Annotated in this window: 24 protein-coding genes and 1 other annotated feature; of the genes, 19 read left to right on the top strand and 5 right to left on the bottom strand. The window is 33.6% G+C overall.

Annotated features, from left to right (window positions below; translation table 11 throughout):
- The first annotated feature begins 27 nt into the window (after positions 1-27).
- Positions 28-924 carry an aminoglycoside phosphotransferase family protein gene (locus tag B6K90_RS01700; RefSeq protein ID WP_167555246.1) on the top strand — a complete coding sequence of 299 codons (897 nt, stop codon included), beginning with the start codon at positions 28-30 and terminating at the stop codon, positions 922-924.
- A 64-nt stretch (positions 925-988) separates the two neighbouring features.
- On the opposite strand, the gene B6K90_RS01695 is transcribed toward B6K90_RS01700, so the two are convergent.
- The 3 genes from B6K90_RS01695 to B6K90_RS01685 all read right to left on the bottom strand — a co-directional run bounded on the left by B6K90_RS01695 (position 989) and on the right by B6K90_RS01685 (position 3042).
- The gene (locus B6K90_RS01695; RefSeq protein WP_088010804.1) at positions 989-1609 is read right to left on the bottom strand and encodes a class D sortase; all 621 of its coding nucleotides are present in this window, start codon (positions 1607-1609) and stop codon (positions 989-991) included.
- A 3-nt stretch (positions 1610-1612) separates the two neighbouring features.
- Complete coding sequence (locus tag B6K90_RS01690; protein WP_088010803.1) at positions 1613-2689, bottom strand: processed acidic surface protein; 1077 nt, start codon at positions 2687-2689, stop codon at positions 1613-1615.
- A gap of 143 nt (positions 2690-2832) precedes the next feature.
- Positions 2833-3042 (bottom strand): CDGSH iron-sulfur domain-containing protein, encoded by a 210-nt coding sequence (locus B6K90_RS01685; protein ID WP_088010802.1) that lies wholly within the window; start codon positions 3040-3042, stop codon positions 2833-2835.
- Between the two features lie 191 nt (positions 3043-3233).
- Here B6K90_RS01685 and B6K90_RS01680 point away from each other — a divergent pair, with 191 nt between their 5' ends.
- On the top strand, positions 3234-3821 hold the full coding sequence (locus tag B6K90_RS01680; protein ID WP_088010801.1) for a GNAT family N-acetyltransferase: 588 nt from the start codon (positions 3234-3236) through the stop codon (positions 3819-3821).
- Between the two features lie 58 nt (positions 3822-3879).
- Entirely contained in the window at positions 3880-5043 is a 1164-nt protein-coding gene (locus tag B6K90_RS01675; protein WP_088010800.1) for an iron-containing alcohol dehydrogenase, read from the top strand.
- A gap of 38 nt (positions 5044-5081) precedes the next feature.
- Here the strand turns inward: B6K90_RS01675 and B6K90_RS01670 are convergent, their stop codons facing one another.
- Entirely contained in the window at positions 5082-5999 is a 918-nt protein-coding gene (locus B6K90_RS01670; RefSeq protein ID WP_407920488.1) for an alpha/beta hydrolase, read from the bottom strand.
- Between the two features lie 21 nt (positions 6000-6020).
- Positions 6021-6266 (bottom strand): zinc ribbon domain-containing protein, encoded by a 246-nt coding sequence (locus B6K90_RS01665; RefSeq protein WP_088010798.1) that lies wholly within the window; start codon positions 6264-6266, stop codon positions 6021-6023.
- 209 nt (positions 6267-6475) lie between these two features.
- Here B6K90_RS01665 and B6K90_RS01660 point away from each other — a divergent pair, with 209 nt between their 5' ends.
- The 16 genes from B6K90_RS01660 (at position 6476) to nfsA (ending at position 20677) form a co-directional block, all read left to right on the top strand.
- Complete coding sequence (locus B6K90_RS01660; RefSeq protein WP_088010797.1) at positions 6476-6661, top strand: hypothetical protein; 186 nt, start codon at positions 6476-6478, stop codon at positions 6659-6661.
- A 111-nt stretch (positions 6662-6772) separates the two neighbouring features.
- Positions 6773-7030, top strand: coding sequence for a hypothetical protein (locus B6K90_RS01655; RefSeq protein WP_235821684.1), 258 nt, complete (start codon positions 6773-6775; stop codon positions 7028-7030).
- Positions 7031-7304: 274 nt separating this feature from the next.
- Positions 7305-7543: a binding site (T-box leader), on the top strand.
- A gap of 51 nt (positions 7544-7594) precedes the next feature.
- Positions 7595-8986: an asparagine--tRNA ligase gene (gene asnS / locus B6K90_RS01650; RefSeq protein ID WP_088010796.1), complete on the top strand. Its 1392-nt coding sequence runs from the start codon at positions 7595-7597 to the stop codon at positions 8984-8986.
- Positions 8987-9138: 152 nt separating this feature from the next.
- Complete coding sequence (locus B6K90_RS01645) at positions 9139-9393, top strand: YqkE family protein (protein WP_088010795.1); 255 nt, start codon at positions 9139-9141, stop codon at positions 9391-9393.
- Between the two features lie 271 nt (positions 9394-9664).
- The gene (locus tag B6K90_RS01640) at positions 9665-11164 is read left to right on the top strand and encodes a 4-hydroxyphenylacetate 3-hydroxylase family protein (RefSeq protein WP_088010794.1); all 1500 of its coding nucleotides are present in this window, start codon (positions 9665-9667) and stop codon (positions 11162-11164) included.
- A gap of 59 nt (positions 11165-11223) precedes the next feature.
- Complete coding sequence (locus B6K90_RS01635) at positions 11224-11970, top strand: IclR family transcriptional regulator (protein ID WP_088010793.1); 747 nt, start codon at positions 11224-11226, stop codon at positions 11968-11970.
- Between the two features lie 52 nt (positions 11971-12022).
- Entirely contained in the window at positions 12023-12562 is a 540-nt protein-coding gene (locus B6K90_RS01630; RefSeq protein WP_088010792.1) for a 3-hydroxyanthranilate 3,4-dioxygenase, read from the top strand.
- Positions 12547-13584 (top strand): amidohydrolase family protein, encoded by a 1038-nt coding sequence (locus tag B6K90_RS01625; RefSeq protein WP_170927407.1) that lies wholly within the window; start codon positions 12547-12549, stop codon positions 13582-13584. The genes B6K90_RS01630 and B6K90_RS01625 overlap by 16 nt, the downstream gene beginning before the upstream one ends.
- Positions 13553-14014 carry a RidA family protein gene (locus B6K90_RS01620; protein WP_056475578.1) on the top strand — a complete coding sequence of 154 codons (462 nt, stop codon included), beginning with the start codon at positions 13553-13555 and terminating at the stop codon, positions 14012-14014. Before B6K90_RS01625 ends, B6K90_RS01620 begins: the two co-directional genes overlap by 32 nt.
- 56 nt (positions 14015-14070) lie before the next feature.
- A complete protein-coding gene (locus B6K90_RS01615) occupies positions 14071-15543 on the top strand; it encodes an aldehyde dehydrogenase (protein ID WP_088010791.1) in 1473 nt (490 codons plus the stop codon).
- Positions 15544-15572: 29 nt separating this feature from the next.
- Positions 15573-16349: a 2-keto-4-pentenoate hydratase gene (locus tag B6K90_RS01610; RefSeq protein ID WP_407920487.1), complete on the top strand. Its 777-nt coding sequence runs from the start codon at positions 15573-15575 to the stop codon at positions 16347-16349.
- A 13-nt stretch (positions 16350-16362) separates the two neighbouring features.
- Positions 16363-17244 (top strand): acetaldehyde dehydrogenase (acetylating), encoded by an 882-nt coding sequence (locus B6K90_RS01605; RefSeq protein ID WP_088010790.1) that lies wholly within the window; start codon positions 16363-16365, stop codon positions 17242-17244.
- Positions 17245-17262: 18 nt separating this feature from the next.
- Positions 17263-18282: a 4-hydroxy-2-oxovalerate aldolase gene (dmpG, locus tag B6K90_RS01600; protein ID WP_170927406.1), complete on the top strand. Its 1020-nt coding sequence runs from the start codon at positions 17263-17265 to the stop codon at positions 18280-18282.
- A gap of 19 nt (positions 18283-18301) precedes the next feature.
- Positions 18302-19072, top strand: coding sequence for a 2-keto-4-pentenoate hydratase (locus tag B6K90_RS01595; protein WP_088010789.1), 771 nt, complete (start codon positions 18302-18304; stop codon positions 19070-19072).
- 6 nt (positions 19073-19078) lie between these two features.
- Complete coding sequence (locus tag B6K90_RS01590) at positions 19079-19261, top strand: 2-hydroxymuconate tautomerase (protein WP_088010788.1); 183 nt, start codon at positions 19079-19081, stop codon at positions 19259-19261.
- A gap of 666 nt (positions 19262-19927) precedes the next feature.
- Complete coding sequence (gene nfsA, locus B6K90_RS01585) at positions 19928-20677, top strand: oxygen-insensitive NADPH nitroreductase (protein WP_088010787.1); 750 nt, start codon at positions 19928-19930, stop codon at positions 20675-20677.
- The last annotated feature ends 16 nt before the right edge of the window (positions 20678-20693 follow it).

Below are 20693 nucleotides of genomic sequence, written 5' to 3'. Positions count from 1 at the left end.
ATAACACAAAATGTTAGGGGTTACATTTTGAAAAAGTACAATATAAGCGAAGCGAATTTTTTAGGAAAGGGACAAGAAGCAGAAGTTTACTCCTATGATCATGCGAGAGTCTTAAAACTATATAAACCAACAGCATATCCAAAGCTAGAAATATTAAAACAATTTTATGAGTCAATGAATTCTAATGATGCAAATTTTGAATTACCAAAAATTCACGAAATTATAAAAGAGAAGGACGTTGTTTTAACAATTGAAAAACGAATTGAAGGCAGAAATATACAAAAGGATTTATCAAATTATGATGAGAAAGAATTAGATTGTTTCTTTGATAACTATCTATCTACAATATTAAGTATTCAAAGGATTAAATTAGAAAATCGTTTTAAAGGCATCAAATTATTAAGTGATTATGAAATTTCTTCAAAGGACTGGAACGATTTTTTAAAACAATCGTTATTAAGAAAGAATATGGAAGTAGATCGTTATTTGAAAAGAGATGTATATGACTACGAAGTGAAATTAAATCGATTAGTGGATGCATTTTCAGTTGGATATGAAGGAAATTATGCATTAGTACATGGTGATTATTATCCATCAAATCTATTAGTAAATTCGGATGGTCAAATTACTGGTGTAATTGATTTTGGATTAATGACGTTATATGGAGACCCCTTATTTGATGTTGCATTAAGCTGGATTTTATTTGATTTATATGATGAATTGGGTGAAATAAAGCTAGAAAAATATTTAAATAAAGTAGTTAATAAATTAGGCGAAGAGGTGAGAAGTACAATTCATTTGTACGTTCTTTTTTATAGTATTTATTCGGCAAATTTCTTTTCGGAATCTTGCAGTGATGGACACTACCAATGGAGTGTTCGCAATTTAAATAACGAAAAGTTTTGGGCTGCACTAGAAAATTAAACCAAAAATATGAAACTACTAATAAAAAAATGCTCACTACCTATATAGTAAGCATTTTTTTTGTTTATTTATTTACTTCTGATTTGACTAAACCAGCTACAAGTATATAACGCTGTGGTGCATGTCCAATAAAATTAAACGGATAACAAGTGCTTACCGTTAAAGTTGGTCTTGGTTTCGGGATAATAACAGTGCGATCATCTTTATCAACGATACGAATTCTATGAACTTTGTAAGTAAATGTACCGGCCGAAGTTTTAACTATTAACGGATCGCCCACTTTTACTTTGCCAAGTTCACGGAATACAGTATCTCGATGTCCTGCAAGAACACTATTATCTCTTTCACCTGGCATCACAGATTTAGCATAATGACCGATCCCTTTTGAAAGCTCATCCTCATCTGTCCCGTGGAAGATTGGTAGAGATGCTTGAATTCGAGGAATCGTTAATGAACCCATTTCATCGCCAAATTTAGGATAAGACTTGTAAAGCGGTTCATCCCTTTTAATTTGCTTCAATTTAGTTGCTGTTTCTGCTTTGATTTCTTTTTTGAAATCATCCTTTGACTGTTTATACAGTACATAGGTTTTAATTAAAGAATAAGCATTTGTTGTAGCAAAAAATAATCCGACAATAAAAAGGAGTGCTGTAAAAATAAGTAGAACTTTTCGTTTACGATTCATAGCTTATCGTTTAACTATTACCTTTTTACGTAGAACAACAGCAGTTAACATCATTAACACACCAACCATTGTCCATTCAGTTGTATGAGTTGCAGTAGTTGGAAGTTTTCCGCCATTTTCTGTTCTTACAGTAACAGTAGGTTTTGAGTTCTTAATTGCTGGCTTTGGGTTTTTAATTGCTTTTTGAGTATCTTTAACGATATCTACTATTTCATCATCACCAATTACTTCATCTGCTGAAAATAAAGCGTCTAATAATAGATTACCAGCGTTATCATAAATCTCTAAATATACTTTTACATTTTCCATAGACTCCATAGAATCATCCATTGTAAGTAATTTAGCAAAAGTTAAAGGAGTTTTAACGCCATTTTGTTCAATTGCAACTTTAATATCAATTTTTAAAGTAGATTGAAGCTCTTTTACGATATTCATTAATTCTACTTTTAGTTCAGCTGGTAATTCTTCTGGAGTAGCCTCAGTATCCATTGAGAAAAATTCAGGATAATTTTCTTCTAAAGCAAATGCACGTTCTCCTAAAGCTTCTAATTTTGCTTCAACAGCAGGATCATCATTCACAACTTTTTCTAAGTATGCAGATAAGTTATTCATCTCTGCTTCAGTAATACCAACCTCAGAAAGAGCAGAAGTAATATCTTCCATAGAAGGGTAGTCATCTTCTTCTTCACTACCTGACTCATCTTCATCTAAATAAATTAAGTTTTCGATATCAGAAGTAAAATAATACGTATCTAGTAATGATGCATTTTTGTCCATATCATCATAGTAGACTGCTAGATCGATAATTTCATCTTCAGTGTAACCGTACTCATCTAGAAGATCGTCTAAAGATTCTTGTGTAAGTCTTTCGCCTAAAGTATCTTTTAACTCATCAACTGAATCGAAATCAGAGATTGACTCGCCGTAGTAAGAATTTAAATAATCCTCTAATTGCGTTTGAGTTAGGTCGATACTAACTAAATAAGTTTTTAATTCATTTGCATCAGGTGCTGCATATGCAGTTACGCCTGGTACTACTAATGCTGCAGATAAAATGACTGAAGCTAATACCTTTTTCATATTGTTTCCCCCTAAAGTGCATTCCCTTAATGTAAGTGTGCTTAGAACAGTTTTATGAATGTTTCAAATGTAATAAAGGTATGAGGGCATAAAGAAAGCCGATTATTTAGAACTGCTCAATAATCGGCGCCAGAAAAATAAAATTATTCTGATTCTTTAGGAGCTCGAACGACAGATTCGAATTTTCCTTTATGAGTACCGTCACAATATGGTAATTTACTTGACAGGCCGCATCGACATAATGAGAAAGCCGCTTTTTGCGGATATGTATTCCCTTCAGCGTCAACTAACTCAACAGTACCAGTTACACGTAAAGGACCATTATCTAAAACCTTAATTTGAACATTAGACATATTATTTGCCTCCTACACATCTTAAAATTATTATATATTACAATTATATTAAATTGAAAGGGGAATTTTAATTTAATATTAATTTTTTACATGAAATTAACATGGATTTAGTGTAAAATAGTAAGGTTGTTTTTTTTACTAAAAAATATTAAAAATAACTAAGAAAAATTTAAGTTAAGGAGTGACAATTCATGATTCGATTAGCAAAAAGAGAAGATGCAAAAGAAATTGTCCCTCTAATTGTACAAGCGATTGAAGATATTGTATTTATGTTAACAGGGACATCATCATATGAACAAGCAACTCCAATTTTAGAATATTATGTTCAATCTGAACAAAATAGACTAAGTTACCATAATTGTTTAGTTAAAGAAATGGATGGGAAAGTAGTAGGGGTGATTATAGCCTACCATTCCTTGGAATTATCAGTACTTGATCGTGAAATGCTTGAAATAATAAGTCGTAATTTAAATATCCAAAATGTTAAAGTAGATAAGGAAGCAGATGATGAAGATTTTTATATTGATACATTGTCAGTGCATCCAGGTTATCAAGGCAAAGGAATTGGTACTGAATTATTAGAAGGATTACTTTCTTTTGCCAAAAACAAGGGGATTGCACGAGTTTCATTAAATGTTGATCAAGACAAACCTTCTGCTCGCCGATTATATGAAAAAGTAGGATTTAAATATGAGAAAGTTAGATTTATAATGAATCATTCATACGATTATTTAGTGTTCCCAATAAATAAAAAAATATTCGAAACAAAAGTCGTTTAAGATGCATCCTTTCGATTGTTTAAGTTAAAATTAAGCTTGAACAAAAGGAGGGCTACATATGAATTTTTTTACATTTGCAAATCCAACAGAATTAATATTTGGTAAAGATAGTGTACAAAAGTTAAAAGAAAAGGCTGCTAACTTTGGAAAGAATGTTTTAGTTGTATATGGTGGTGGAAGTATTAAAAGGAATGGCCTATATGATCAAATAGTAGATATTCTTAAAGAAACCGACAAAACGATTTATGAACTTAGTGGAGTTGAACCAAATCCTAAATTATCAACTGTTCATAAAGGTATACAAATATGTAAAGACGAAAAAATTGACTTTGTTTTAGCAGTTGGTGGTGGATCGGTAATCGATTGCACAAAAGCTATTGCTGTTGGAGCGAAATTTGATGGCGAGATTTGGGATGTTATTACTCGTAAAGCAGTTCCAACGGATGCTTTAAAATTTGGAACAGTATTAACGCTTGCAGCAACTGGTTCAGAAATGAACGCTGGGTCAGTTATTACAAATTGGGAAACAAATGAAAAATTAGGTTGGGGAAGTAAATTCAGTTACCCAACGTTTTCAATTTTAGATCCTCAAAATACATTTACAGTTCCTCGTGATCAAACAATTTATGGATCAGTGGATATTATGTCACATGTTATTGAATCATATTTCCACCATGGAACGAATACAAAAATTCAAGATCGTTTCTGTGAAGGAATTTTAAAAACAGTTATTGAAACTGCTCCGATGGCAGTAGAGAATTTGGATCAATATGAAGCGCGTGAAACACTATTATATAGTGGAACGATGGCATTAAATGGAATCTTAAGTATGGGTGTCCAAGGTGATTGGGCTACACACAATATTGAGCATGCAGTTTCTGCAGTAACAGATATTCCACACGGCGGAGGATTAGCAATTATTTTCCCTCATTGGATGGAATATGTAATGAGCGAAAATGTTGATCGTTTCTGTCAATTTGCAGAGAGAGTATTTGACATTAGACAAGAATCAATGTCAAAAGAAGAATGGGCACTAGCTGGTATTAAAGCTTTACGTACATTCTGGAACGCATTAGGTGCGCCAAGTCGTTTAAGTGAGTACGGTATTACAAAAGAACAACTACCTGAAATGGCTGCTAAAACGGTTAAATATGGTCCATTTGGTAACTTTAAAAAATTAGATCAAGAAGATGCATTAAAAATTTTAGAGGCATCTCTTTAAGAACTAAAACTGGACAGAGGAAACGCTCTGTCCAGTTTTTATAATGAATTGTGTTCAATGCCAATATTATTTAAAAAAGATGAAACAATTGAATAGTATTCATCTTTGTTTTCATTCAAACTCATAGCGTGTGCACCATTTTCGGCAATGAATAGTTCTCGCTCATTTTGATTTTTTGCTTGAAATAATTTAAGTGTATGTGTAAATGGAATATAAGTGTCTAATTTACTATGAACAAATAAAACGGGATTTTTAATATTATGTGCTGCTATTAAAGGGGAAATATCCTTAATGAAAAATCCATTCCGAAGCTTTAACCAAATGCTAGAAACTGGAAGGATTGCCCATTTGGGAAGTTTATAATCCACTTTCAAACGATATGTAAGTTGTTCCCCAAATGTAGAGAACGCGCAGTCTGAAATATAAAAATCTGCAGAATCCTCAACAAAACCAGCGTATTGAAGCATTGTACAAGCTCCCATTGACTCCCCATGAATGCCAAGAACAATCTCCCCTTTTAAATCCTTTAAATATTGAACAACAGTTTGTAAGTCATATTTCTCATAATATCCATAGCTAGTTGTATGTCCACCTGATTCCCCATGTCGCCTATGATCATAAGTAAGTACATTAAAGCCAAGCTTTAAAAATAGCTCAGCATATTTAATTGAGTTATTCTTATTAACTGTTACACCATGTGTAATAATGACCCAATTATTTGTATCAAAGGCCTCGAACAAGTATCCCTTTAATTCATACTCATAACGAGATTGAACAGAAAAGGGTTGTTTTTGAACAGAACGATACATTCCTTCATCAAATCTGAAATTTTCCAACTCGCGCTGATAAATAAACTCAAGTGAATTTGTTTTCATAAACAAAACTTGCTGGGTAAAATAGTAGCCAACTCCAATAAAATAAATGAGAAAAAGTACTGCTATAACAAGCCAAATCATCATATTAGGACCATCACTCACTTATCCAAAAAGAATATCAAGAATAGTAGTTAACTCACCACGGGTTTTTCCTTCTAAGATTGAAGGATTATAAATCTCAACAAAACCACAATTTAAACAAGAAACAAATAAAAAATGATTATAGTCAATATCTAGTAACTTACTTAAACCTGAACCAGACATTGATACTTCTTTAGTTTTAGCGTGTGTATGTTTACATTTCGAACAAACAAATTTATCCTTTAACAATTCTTCTGCTCCAGCCATAATATAAGCCCTCCTTTTTAGTAAAGTGTATCATAGGAAAAAGAAAATTTTGTAAATGGATTTTGACAATTAAATCAATTAATTTGCTAAAATGCAAAGAAAATTCTAAGAAAACCTTCTTAACTTTGTCGCTTTTTGTTCACAAACAAAATAACCTGCCTATGATATAATTTCAATATCACTATCAATATTGAAAGAGAATTGATTAAATGATATTTAATTTGAAAATTGATAAGTTTGAAAAAGGATTCCCTGATGGAGTTTATGTAGAACCGAGTTATAAAAATGAACCTAGAATAAAAGTTAAGGCATTGTTTAAATATTGTAATGAAAGAGGATTAGAACCTAAAGACCTTTCTGAAGAAGAAAGAAAACAGTTTATAATATATGAATAATACATTTTTAATTAAGAGTTTTACTTATGTAAGTAAACTCTTTTTTGTGTTTAAAAAATTATCAAGGTATATAAAAGTAACAAACAAAAGAACTATTCATAGAGTAATGTATTGGACAATCAGGACGTAAATGGTGAAGCGACACTATATTTTACAGACAAAGGGTTAGCCACGGGTAATCCATTGTTAACAGCGATCGACTATGCAGTGGCAAGCGTATATTCTACAACCCTTAATATAAATGCAAGACTGAGAGTGCAAATGCGAGAGAAGAATGTTACTGAAAAATATGTATCTGCTAATGTAACGAATAGTAGTGGTGTATCCGTACTAGGAATTAGTGTATTAGGTTTTAGAAAATCCCGTTAGTGGAGTTCTTGTAGATTTTATGATCTTAGGTAGTTTTAATAGTTAGGTAGTTGTAAAAAATGATGGACTAATTGGTCAATCATTTTTTAAATTGAGCAGGTTAGGAATGAGTTTGTAAAAGCTCAAGTGGAAATTGTAGTGAATCAAATAGATTTAATTGAGTTAAGGTGTTTGAAAATAAAGATTCCAATGAATATATTTTTAGGGACAACTAGACAAAAGATTATGATTTATGATAAATTATACAAGAAAAATTCCTTTAAAAACTACATATTTTAAATCGATGAAAAGGAAAGTAGTTTTTGCTATACTCGATAGCGAGCTAGGGACGGTGGAAGCCTAGTGATGAAGCATGAATGAAGAACACCTTTGAGTTCTAACCGAAAGGGATAACTTAAGTAGGCTTAGACGTTACCAGCACGTTATTAACTGGGATAAGCAATATTAGCTTTAAAGTTGGTCATATTTTGACAATTTGGGTGGTACCGCGGAAGTTAGCCTTTCGTCCCTTTTATAGGGATAGAAGGCTTTTTTTATTGGAAAATTAACATAAGGAGGCTAATTATGATCAAGACTGTAGTAAAAGATTTATACAGAAATCAAGAAAATTTTAAAGACAAAACTGTTCAAATTTCAGGATGGATTCGCACTCTTCGCGATTCTAAAACGATTGGCTTTATGGAGTTAAACGACGGTACATTTTTTAAGAGTGTACAAGTAGTTTTTGAGGACAATCTTGATAACTTCAAAGAAATTACGAAGTTACCTATTAGCTCTACTGTTTTAATAGAAGGTGAATTTATTCCAACTCCGGAAATGAAACAACCTTTTGAAATTAAAGCGACAAAAATTGTTATTGAAGGACTATCAGATACAGATTTTCCATTACAAAAAAAGAGACATTCTCTTGAATATTTAAGAACAATCGCTCATTTACGTCCAAGAACTAATGCCTACTCAGCTGTTTTCAGAGTAAGATCTCTTGCATCATATGCCATTCATAAATTCTTCCAAGAAAAAGGTTTTGTATATGTACATACACCGATTATCACAGGAAGTGATACAGAAGGCGCAGGAGAAATGTTCCGTGTAACAACAATGGATTTAAACCAACTTCCAAAAAACGAAGACGGAAAAGTAGATGAAAGTGCAGATTTCTTCGGTAAAGAATCTAACTTAACAGTAAGTGGCCAATTAAATGGAGAAGCTTACGCTCTTGCGTTCCGTAATGTGTATACATTTGGTCCGACATTTAGAGCAGAAAATTCAAATACTGCACGACATGCCGCTGAATTTTGGATGGTCGAGCCAGAAGTTGCTTTTGCAGAATTACCGGATATCATGGACCTTGGTGAAGATATGATCAAATATGTTATTAATTACATATTTGAACAAGCACCTGAAGAAATGGAATTCTTTAATAGCTTTATTGATAAAACTCTTATTGATCGATTAAAGAATGCATTAGAATCAGACTTTGGTCGAGTTACTTATACCGAGGCAGTTGAATTATTACAGAACTCTGGTAAGAAATTTGAATACCCAGTTGAATGGGGAACGGATTTGCAAACTGAACATGAACGATACCTAAGTGAGGAAATTTACAAGCGTCCTGTATACGTAACTGACTATCCAAAAGAAATTAAAGCATTTTATATGAGAGCGAATGAGGATGGCAAGACAGTAGCTGCGACAGACTTACTAGTTCCTGGAATTGGCGAGTTAATCGGGGGAAGTCAACGTGAAGAACGAGAAGACGTCCTTGTAGAGCGAATTAAAGAACTTGGTATGAATGAAGAAGATTACTGGTGGTATTTGGAGCTTAGAAAATACGGCGGTACAAAGCATTCTGGTTATGGAATTGGATTTGAACGACTTGTTATGTATTTAACAGGAATGAAGAACATTCGTGATGTAATACCATTCCCTCGTACTCCTGGTAATGCAGATTTTTAATTTAATATAAAATCAATAATAGGATGCTGCGGCATCCTATTGTTTTATTTCAAGAAAGGTAAATAGTAGTTTTATAATAAAAGCAAAGTTGAAATACTTCTCTTTCTACTATAAATTCATGTTAAAATAATGGAAATGGAAGGTGATATAAAATGAAAAAAAGAAAGCCACAGCAACCTGTAAAACCGACGTACGAACAGAAAGAAAAAATATCATTAGGATCATTAATGAATGAAGAAGTTCTTCAAAAATTAAAAAATACAAAAAAACAATTGCAAGAAAATGAAACGAAGCAAAAAGAAGAAGAAGAAGCATGTATTCGTGAAGAAAAGAGATTACGTGAGAAAAATAAAACATTTGAAGAGTTATTAAACGAAAGTAATATTTCTTGGAAGGACTTTAAATAATAAGACGCTTATTGGCGTCTTATTTTTTTTGCACGTAAAAAAATAAATTTAAATCATTTTTTTATAAGGGATTTCATATTGTGAAATTATTTGATTGTTCAAAATTTTATAATTTTTTATAGTGAAATTAACTTAAATAAATAGTAGTAGGTGGTGCAAAGAATTTAAAATAGTGAAATTGACTTTTATGAAAGCGCTTTAAAAAATTTCCGAATTCGATTTAAAAAACAAATGTTAAAAAAATTACATATCGGAGTGGAGGAATTATTAAATGGGTATTCGTACAGGAGCGCAATATATTGATGGACTAAGATCTAGAAAGCCAGAGGTATGGCTAGGTGGAGAAAAAGTAGAAGATATCGTAAACCATCCAGTTTTTAAACAACCTATTCTAGAGATTGCAAAATTATATGATATGCAGTTCGATCCAGCTTATCAAGACAAAATCACACATATTTGTGAAGAAACTGGTGAGCGAATTTCTAATGCATTTTTAGTGCCTAAGTCATCTGAAGATATTAAAAAGCGTGGAGATCTGTTCGAAGCATATGCAAAGTCAACATTTGGTTTAATGGGAAGAACACCAGATTTCTTGAACATTGTCTTAACTTCAATGGCTAGTAATTCGTGGTTTTTAGATAAATATAATCCAGAGTGGTCAAAAAATGTCCAAAATTATTTCAAATTTGTTCGTGATAACGACATCTTCTTAACTCACGCAATTATTAACCCACAAAATGATCGTAGCAAGCCATCTTATGAACAAAAAGATCTATTTACACATTTAGGTGCTGTTGAAGAAACGGTTGATGGATTAGTAGTTAGAGGGGCTAAAATGCTTGCAACATTAGCACCAATTACAGATGAAGTCATTATTTATTCATTTCCTGGATTCCACCAAGGTGATGAGCGATATGCTTTAGCATTTGCACTTCCAATTGACACGCCAGGATTAAAAATTTTATGTAGAGAGCAAATGCAAGATGGTAAAAGGTCCTTCTTTGATCATCCATTAGCATCTAGATTTGAAGAAATGGATGCTGTTCTTGTATTTGAAGATGTGTTAATTCCTTGGAATCGTGTATTTATTCATAATAATGTTGAAGCTGCAAATAATCTGTATCCAAAAACAGGTATTGCACAACAGCCTGCTCATCAGTCTGGCGTGAGAGGCTATGTAAAATTAGCTTTTGCAGTAGAGGTAGCTTGTAAGTTAGCTGATTCAATTGGAGTAGATGTTTATTTAAATGTCCAAAATGACTTAGGTGAACTATTACAATCAGTTGAAACAATTCGCGCTTTACTTCGAGTTTCTGAAACAGAGTATGAGACATTACCTTCAGGGGAAGTAAGACCGGCATGGGAACCGCTTGAGACAATTCGTGGATTGCTTCCAACTATGTACCCAAGAGCAATTGAAGTGATACAAACAATTGGTGCAGGCGGCTTATTAATGTCACCAACAGAAGCAGACTTTGAACATCCAGAGTTAAGAGATGCGATGGATAAATACTATGTTGGACGTGAAGGTGTATCCTCTTTAGAACGAGTTCAATTATTCAAACTTGCATGGGATTTATGTGGAGAAGCTTTTGGACAAAGAGCACTTCAGTATGAACGATATTATACTGGTGATCCAATTCGAAAAAGAGCAATTTACTATAACCAAATGAAACGTAAGAAAACATTTAGTATGGTAGACGATGCATTAAATGGAGCAAAAAACTTAAAAGGAGTATCGACTAATCTAGCGAATTCTAAAGTTAACTGATTAATTTTAGAAAGCAGGGATTATATGAAATTTTTTAGCATCAAAGAGGAGGGGATCTAATGATCTCTTCAGTTCAAAAGATTTCTAGAATATTAGATTGCTTTACAGAAGAAGAACCAGTCCTAGGTAATTTAGAAATAGCTGAAAAATTAAATATGAATGCAAGCTCAGTCCATCATTTAGTTCGAACTCTTTGTGCTGAAGGGATTTTAATTCAAGACAACAAGAAAAAGTATCGACTTGGTTGGAAGTTGCTTGAGTGGAGTAATCACGTTATGTACCAACAGGACATATATAGTGAAGCGATTCCATTATTAGAAAATCTACTAAAAAATTACGATAGTACAGTTCATATCGGAATGTTCGATAAAGGGGACGTAAGATTTGTCTTAAAAGTTTCCTCAAAACATTCGATACCCGTCCCGACATTTATAGGTGCTAAACGCCCTGCATATTGTACGAGTACAGGTAAAATTCTACTATCATATAACCCAGCCTATTTAAAAACAACAATTGAAAGAGGATTTAAATCTTATACAACAAATACAATTACAAATATTGATGCACTAAAAAAAGAAATGACTGCGATTAGAGAAAATGGTTATAGCATTAGCAACAATGAAAATGATCTAGGATTATTCGGAATTGCAGCTCCAATTCAAACATATACTGGCCAAACTTTTGCAGCATTAAATATGGTTGGACCAGTTTCGTATATGATGAGCCAAGACATTTGTCGAATGATTCAAGATGTTATGAAAACTGCTAAAACAGTCTCAAATCAGCTTGGTTATATTAATGCATAATGATAGCGCTTACTAAAGTTCAAATAAAAATGAATTAATGGGAGGATTAGAGATGGATCTTAAAAGTCGAGTTTTTAATATTTTCAAACTGATTGAGGATAATAAAGAGCTATTAAAACCACCAGTTAATAATAAAGTTATTTGGGAAGATTCAGAATATGCTGCAATGATTATTGGAGGACCAAATAAACGTAGAGACTTCCATATCGATCCTGCAGATGAATTTTTCTATCAAATTAAAGGCAATTGCTATGTTGAGTGTATTACGCCAGATGGTAAGCGTGAAGTTGTAACAGTTGGAGAAGGTGAAGTTTTTATGCTGCCTTCTTTTGTTCCACACTCACCTCATAGAGTAAAAGATTCATATGGAATTGTACTTGAACGAAAAAGAGCAGAAGGTGAATTAGAAAGCTTTGTTTGGTTCTGTGATGAGTGTAATGAAGAAATGCATAAAAAGACAGTTCAATTAACGGATATTGGTACGCAAGTGAAAGAAGCAATTGAACAATTCAATGCTAGCCTTGAATTAAGAACATGTAAAAACTGTGGTCATGTCATGAAAGAGGAAGCGGATGAATGGGTATGCGTATAGACTTTCATACACACATAATTCCTGAGGACTTACCGAATTTTTTTGAAAAATATGGTCATGAAAGATGGCCAATTTTACAACCGACATGTTCATGTGGGGCCAATATTATGGTTAAAGGAAAAGTATTTAGGGAAGTAACTGATCAAGTTTGGAGTCCTGAGAAGAGAATTGAGGACATGAATAATGAAGATGTAACAATGCAAGTGCTGTCACCAATTCCAGTTACATTTTCGTATTGGGCACCAGCTCAAGCTGCATTGGAAATGGCTCAAATTCAAAATGATTTTATAGCAAATACAGTTAAAAAGAATCCTTCCAAGTTTATTGGATTAGGGACAGTTCCAATGCAGAACGCTGAAGTAGCCATTCAAGAAATGGATCGTTGTATTCATACACTTGGATTAAGTGGACTTGAAATTGGTACAAATGTAAATGGAACAAATTTAGACAGTGATGAGTTTAGTCCATTTTTTGAAATGGCTGAAAAATGGAATGTCCCATTGTTTATTCATCCGTGGGAAACATTAGCAAAGGATCGTACTCCGGATCATAACTTTATGTACACAGTTGGAATGCCGAGCGAAACAGCTTTAGCTGCTGCTAGCTTAACATTTGGTGGAGTGATTGAAAAATATCCAAAATTAAAGATTTGTTTTGCACATGGTGGAGGTTCATTCCCGTTTATTTTACCTAGATTAGATCAAGGATGGAAGGTATGGCCGCATTTGCGGAAAACTGCTTATCCACCAAGTCATTATGTAAGTAATTTCTATTTTGACTCTCTTCACTATGATCCAATCAATATTCAATTTTTAATTAACCGATTCGGCTATGACAAAATTGTGATGGGCTCGGATTATCCTTTCTTATTAAGAGAAACGCCACCTGGAAGAGTCATTAATCAAATGGATATTAACAAAGAAATGAAAGAGGCTATTTTAGGAAAAAATGCCCTGAAATTTTTAAATATTAAGGAGGCAGATTTACTTCATGGAAAACAAAGTATTGACTCCAGAAGATAGATTAATAAGTTTAGGTTATGCACTTAAAGCAATTAGACCGGCATCAGGTAATTATGTAAAGTCTGTTCGTACTGGTAATCTACTATTTACATCTGGGCAAGGTGTAGACGAATACCATGGCAAAGTTGGACGAGAGTTAACACTCGAGGAAGGATACGCAGCTTCCAGAGAGTCAATGTTAAATTTAATTAGTGTATTAAAGTACGAATTAGGGGAGCTTTCGAAAGTAAAGCGAATTGTAAAAATATTAGGCTTTGTAAATAGTACAGAAGATTTCTATGATCATCCGAAAGTGATGAATGGAGCTTCGGACCTTTTAGTAGAAGTGTTTGGTGAAAGAGGAAAACATGCCAGGTCAGCTGTTGGGATGGCACAGCTTCCACATAACACAGCGATCGAAATTGAAATGGTTGTAGAAATAGAGGATTGAAAAATTTGGTGACACTCGTGTCACCTTTTATTCTATTAGAATGGTAGGTGCCTATTATGCAAGTTACTGAGAAGAAAAATAAAACATTACCGATCGATTGTAAGCACTTTATTGATGGACAATACATTCCTTCTTTTAATCAAAAAACATTTTTAAATATTAATCCAGCAACCGAAGAAGTGTTAGGTTCTGTATCTGAAGGAGGCAAGTTAGAAATTGATTTAGCGGTGAGAGCAGCAAAACGAGCGTTAAAAGGTGAGTGGAAACAGTTTACTAGCAATCAAAGGGCAGCAGTATTAAGAAAAATCGGCGACGGAATTCTAGCACGAAAAGAAGAATTAGCGACTTTAGAAGCAATGGATACTGGAAAGCCATATGATCTTGCTTTAGAAGTTGATATTACTAGATCGGCTCATAATTTTTATTTTTTTGCTGATTATATTACAACTTTAAGCTCTGAGTCTCATATGCAAGATCAAACTGCCTTACATTATACATATCGTAGGCCAGTTGGTGTAGTCGGAATGATAAACCCATGGAATCTGCCTTTATTACTATTAACATGGAAGCTTGCACCATGTTTAGCGGCTGGAAATACAGCAGTTATGAAACCAGCAGAATGGACACCAATGACAGCTACAGTTTTAGCTGAAATTTGTAAAGATGCAGGCGTACCTGACGGAGTTGTAAATGTTGTACACGGATTTGGAGCAAACGCGGCAGGTTCAGCTTTAACAGAGCACAGTGATGTAGATGCCATCACATTTACTGGTGAAACAAAAACAGGTTCAGCAATTATGAAGGCAGCAGCTCCAACGTTAAAAAAATTATCGTTTGAGCTTGGTGGGAAAAATCCAAACATTATTTTTGCAGATTCTGATTTAGATGAAGTGATTGAAACAACTTTAAAATCATCGTTTATGAATCAAGGAGAGGTTTGTTTATGTGGATCTCGTATTTACGTTCAAAGATCAATCTTTGATGAATTTATTGAAAAATTTGTTGCGAAAACAAATGAATTAAAAATTGGTGATCCGTTTGAAGAAGGCACAAAAGTTGGTGCGGTTATTAGTAAGGAACATTATGAAAAAGTATTATCTTATATCGAGATCGCCAAAGAAGAAGGCGGAACTATTTTAACTGGCGGTAATAGACCAGCATCAATTGAAAAAGGATGCTTTATCTCACCGACAATCATTACTGGATTAAATCGTGACTCTAGATGTGTAAGAGAAGAAATATTTGGTCCAGTCGTAACAGTTATGCCTTTTGATTCGGAAGAAGAAGTGATTGAATGGGCAAATGATACACATTATGGTTTAGGAGCTACAATTTGGACAAATGATTTGCGAAGAGCACATCGTGTTGCTCATCAAATTGAAGCAGGAATTATTTGGGTAAATACTTGGTATTTAAGAGATTTACGTACACCATTTGGAGGAATGAAGCAAAGCGGTTTAGGTCGTGAAGGTGGAATTCATAGCTTTGAGTTTTATAGTGAATTATCGAATATAACGATTAAATTATAAAAATTAAAAAGGGGCCAAAGAATGTGAAGATTACTAGTGTAGACGAGCTAACAATACTGCTACAAGAAGCAGAGGAGAGTGGAATTAGTATAAAAGCTTTGACTGAGATTTACCCTGGATTAACTGAGAGGCAAGCTTATCAAATTCAATTAACAAATGTCGAAGAAAAATTGAAAAAAGGGCAGAAAATTATCGGTAAAAAAATTGGATTAACTTCGATTGCCATGCAGGAGCTATTAGGAGTAGATGAACCAGATTACGGTCACTTACTTACAGATATGAATATCCCTAATTTCGGTGAAGTTCCAGTTGCAAATATGATCTTACCAAAAGTAGAAGCTGAAATTGCATTTGTCTTAAAAAAGGATTTAATCGGTCCAAATATTACATTTGAAGATGTAGTTAATGCAACTGATTATATTGTACCTGCATTGGAGGTAGTTGATAGTAGAATCGAAAATTGGAAAATTCGATTAGAGGATACAGTAGCCGATAACGCTTCATCATGTTTATTTGTACTTGGTAATGAACGTTTCGATGTAAAGGAAATCGACTTACCGAATGTTACGATGGAATTGTATCGTAACGAAGAATTGATGAATTCAGGTAAGGGAGAAGCAGTGTTAGGAAACCCAATTCATTGTGTAGCATGGTTAGCCAATAAATTAAGTGAATTTGGCATCTCACTAAATGCAGGAGAAATTATTTTATCAGGAGCTTTATCAGCTGCAATTAATGCAAATGCAGGTGATCTGTTTACGGCGAAATTTCCATTATTAGGTGAAGTCTCGATTTCATTTAAATAAACGAGGTGAATATATGAATAAGTTAAAAGTCGGAATCATTGGTTCGGGGAATATTGGAACAGATTTAATGATGAAATTACAAAATAATCCATTTCTAGAATTAACAACGATGATTGGAATTGATCCAGAATCGGATGGGTTAAACCGTGCAAAGGAATTGGGAATAGAAGTAATCGATAATGGTATTAGGGGATTCATTGAACGAAATGAACTGGCTGATCTATTGTTTGATGCAACTTCTGCAAAAGCTCATTTTCATCATGCAAAAGTACTTGGGGAATTAAAGAAGCGCGTCATCGATTTAACGCCGGCTGCAATTGGGCCATTTGTTGTACCCCCAGTAAATTTAGGTTCACATATAGTAGAAGAAAATGTCAATTTAATAACTTGTGGAGGGCAAGCAACAATACCGATTGTTCATTCAATTTGTCAAATTGCAGAAGTTGACTACGCAGAAATCGTTGCAACAATCAGCTCAAAAAGTGCTGGTCCTGGTACACGTGCTAATATCGATGAGTTTACTGTCACAACGGCTCGAGGACTTGAAGAGATTGGTGGAGCTAAAAAAGGAAAAGCTATCATTATTTTAAATCCAGCAGAACCACCAATTATGATGAGAGATACAGTTTATTGTAAGGTTACGAATGAAGATTTTAATCATGAAAGCATGGTCCAATCTGTTAAACAAATGGTGAAAAAGGTTCAAGAGTATGTTCCGGGATATCGTTTAAGAATGGATCCAATTATAGATGGTTCAACTGTAACAGTTTATTTAGAAGTTCAAGGGTCTGGTGACTACTTACCTAGCTATGCAGGGAACTTAGATATAATGACTGCATCAGCAGTAAAAGTAGCAGAAGAGATTGCGCAATATGAAGTGGTAAAAACAGTTTAAAGAAAGTGAGGGAGTGGAATGATTGATAAAAATGTCATTGTAACAGAAGTAGCACTTCGAGATGGAAGCCATGCAATTGCCCATTCATATACAGTAGATCAAGTCGTTCGAATTGCAAAGGCACTTGATGATGCAAAAATGCCTTTTATTGAAGTATCACATGGAGATGGATTAGGTGGTTCTTCATTACAATATGGTTTATCAACAACAAATGAATTTGAATTGATCGAAGCAGCGGTAAATTCATGTAATCATTCAAAGATTGCTGTTTTACTATTACCTGGAATTGGAACGGTGAAAGAATTGAAAACGGCAGCAAATATCGGAGCAAAAATGGCTCGTATAGCTACACATGTTACTGAAGCTGATGTTTCGAAACAACATATTTCTATGTCCAAAGAGCTTGGATTAGAAACTGTCGGATTTTTAATGATGTCCCATATGGCACCAGTTGAAAAATTAGTAGAACAAGCCAAATTGATGGAAAGCTATGGTGCGGATGTCGTATATATGGTTGACTCTGCAGGAGCGTTTCTTCCCCATGAAGTAAAAGAACGTATTGCTGCTTTACGTCAGTCTCTTAATATTGAGGTTGGATTCCATGCACATAATAATCTTTCTCTAGCGATGGCAAATACACTAGTAGCAATTGAAGAAGGAGCTACAAGAATTGATGGAAGTGCACGATGCTTAGGTGCAGGTGCGGGAAATACACAAACTGAAGTGTTAATTGGTGTATTAGAGCGATTAGGAATTAAGACAGGAATTGATTTCTATAAAATGATGGACTTAGCAGAGGACATTGTTGCACCAATTTTACAAACACCACAAGAGATTACAAAAGGTAGTCTAATTTTAGGCTATGCAGGAGTGTATTCTAGTTTTCTATTACATGCAAATCGAGCAGCTAAAAAATGGAATGTTGATGCAAGAGATATCTTAATTGAATTAGGAAAACTAAAAGTAGTCGGTGGTCAAGAAGACATGATTCAAGAAGTTGCTTGTATGTTAGCAAATAAAAAATTGTCTGTTTTTTGAGAGGAGACGAACGAAAATTATGATGACAGAAATCGCAAATAAAATATATATGCACCAAAAAAACGGTCTAGAAATGGATAAAATTACGATTGAACATCCAGAATTAAACGTTAATAATGCTTATGAAATTCAAAAATTAAGCATTGATCATGCGATTAAAAATGGTGATCCATTAATTGGTTGGAAAATGGGATTAACAAGTATTGCTAAACAAAAATCTGTTAATGTTGAAGAGCCGATTTATGGACGCTTAACAAAATCGATGGAATTAGAAGAAAATGAATTAAAGATGGAAGGATCAATCCACCCGAGGGTTGAACCAGAAATCGCATTTATGATAAACAAGCCATTATTCGGACAAGATGTAACAGCAAAAGATGTATGGGATGCAACAGAGTATATTGTAACAGCATTAGAAGTCATCGATAGTCGATATAAAAACTTCTCATTTACACTAACAGATGTAGTAGCAGATAATGCATCTTCATCAAAATTTATCATTGGTAAACAACAATATTCACCTACATATACTGCTTGGGATGAAATTAATGTTGAATTATATAAAAATGGCGTAAAAGTACAAAGTGGTGTAAGCTCTGATGTACTAGATCATCCTGTAGAATCTGTCGTAAAGTTAGTGCAGATGCTAAGTAAAAACGGTGAACAAATTGAACCAGGAATGATTATCTTAACTGGTGGTATTACCGAAGCGATCCATGTTGAAGAAGGAGATACGGTAGAAGCACGTTTTGATGGAATCGAGACAATGTCATTACAAGTAACGAGGTAATACAAAATGCCAATCATCCAAGTTCAATTAATAGAAGGTAGAAGTCCAGAATTAAAAAAACAATTAATGAGAGAAATTAATGAAGTTGTTTGTCGTACATTGGATGTTCAGCCAACACAAGTAAGAATCTTAATAAACGAACTCCAAAAAGAAAATTGGTCCGTTGGTGGAGTTGCAAAAGATGAGTAAAAAAAGTCCCAATTTTGTAGGGGCTTTTTTCTTGTATTAGTTTTTTTATTTTTAACTCTGTTAAAGTAAATTGATGATTTGAACAACCTTTAAGCTGCTCCGGTAGAGCTTTTTTCTTTTTCAAGTAAATGGCTGATTAGTAGAATAAGAAGAGGATTTTTTTATAATTCATTAGATCTAAATATAGATTGAGCTTCCTATTGAAGAAACGAAAACGAAAGGCAGAAAGGTAGAATTAAAAATTATGTCATTTCAATTTTTTCCTATTTTTATACTAACCAAGATCATTTGGGATTTAATTGAAAATAAAGTTAATGAGAAAAAACTTAAGCAAAATTAACAATTAGGAATACAACTATAAAATTGAAAGATGCTTATTGAACTCACGCATGCTTAAGTGTAAATACATTTCTTCACAATCTCTCAATTAAGTACCCATCAATTATTAAAAAATGTTGTTTGGGACAGATTAATTATGATAATTATTAGTAGAGTGCTACTTATTACTGTTTTAATCTTATTAATCGCAGTAAACAGTGTCTTTGCACAAACCAACAAATCTACATAGATACTTCTCTTTTATATCAGTAAATATTAGAAAAAAGTTACTGATATAAAAGAGGTGAGCCTAATATACATTGCAATTCAGAAAGGAAGTATTATTCCATGAATGATGTAATATCGATTATACTTGAACACCGTTCTATCCGTGATTTTGAGGATAAGTCTCTATCGGATGAACAAATAAAAACGATTGTTTCCTGTGCTCAATCAGCCGCAACTTCTAGTTATATGCAAGCATACTCAATCATCGGTGTAAAAGATAAACTTCGTAAGAAAAAGTTAGCCGAGCTAGCTGGTAACCAGGAGTATGTTGAGAAAAATGGTCATTTTTTCGTATTTTGCGCTGATCTCTACCGCCATTCCGTTATAGGAGAAAATGAAATGAAAAGTGTCCTTCCATCAATAGAAAGCACTGAAAATTTTATGGTTGCATTGATTGATGCATCTTTAGCCGCACAAAATGCTGTAATTGCAGCAGAATCTATGGGGCTGGGAATTTGTTATATTGGAGGAATCCGAAATAACCTTGAAGAAGTGAAAACATTGTTAAAAACGCCTGAGCGAGTTTTACCTTTGTTTGGGATTGCAGTGGGATATCCGAAAAAAATTACAGACCGTAAACCGAGATTACCGTACGAACATATTTACCATGAGAACGAATATCAGCAAGATAAAGAAGTCTATGTAAAGCAATTAAAAGAGTTCGATGAAGTAGTTTCAAGTTATTATGAACAAAGAACCGGCGGTAAAAGAAAAGACCGATGGACAGAACAAATGGCAGTTATGCTTGAAAGACAAAAAAGAGTGTATATGAAAGACTTTGTGCAAAAAAATAAACTGGATCTCAAATAGAAAAGACTGCCGATTT

It is taken from the genome of Gottfriedia acidiceleris (assembly GCF_002128425.1).
In the GTDB taxonomy this organism is placed as follows: domain Bacteria; phylum Bacillota; class Bacilli; order Bacillales; family Bacillaceae_G; genus Gottfriedia; species Gottfriedia acidiceleris.
The sequence above is the reverse complement of the archived record's forward strand: the minus strand, read 5'-3'. Positions and strand labels throughout refer to the sequence as shown.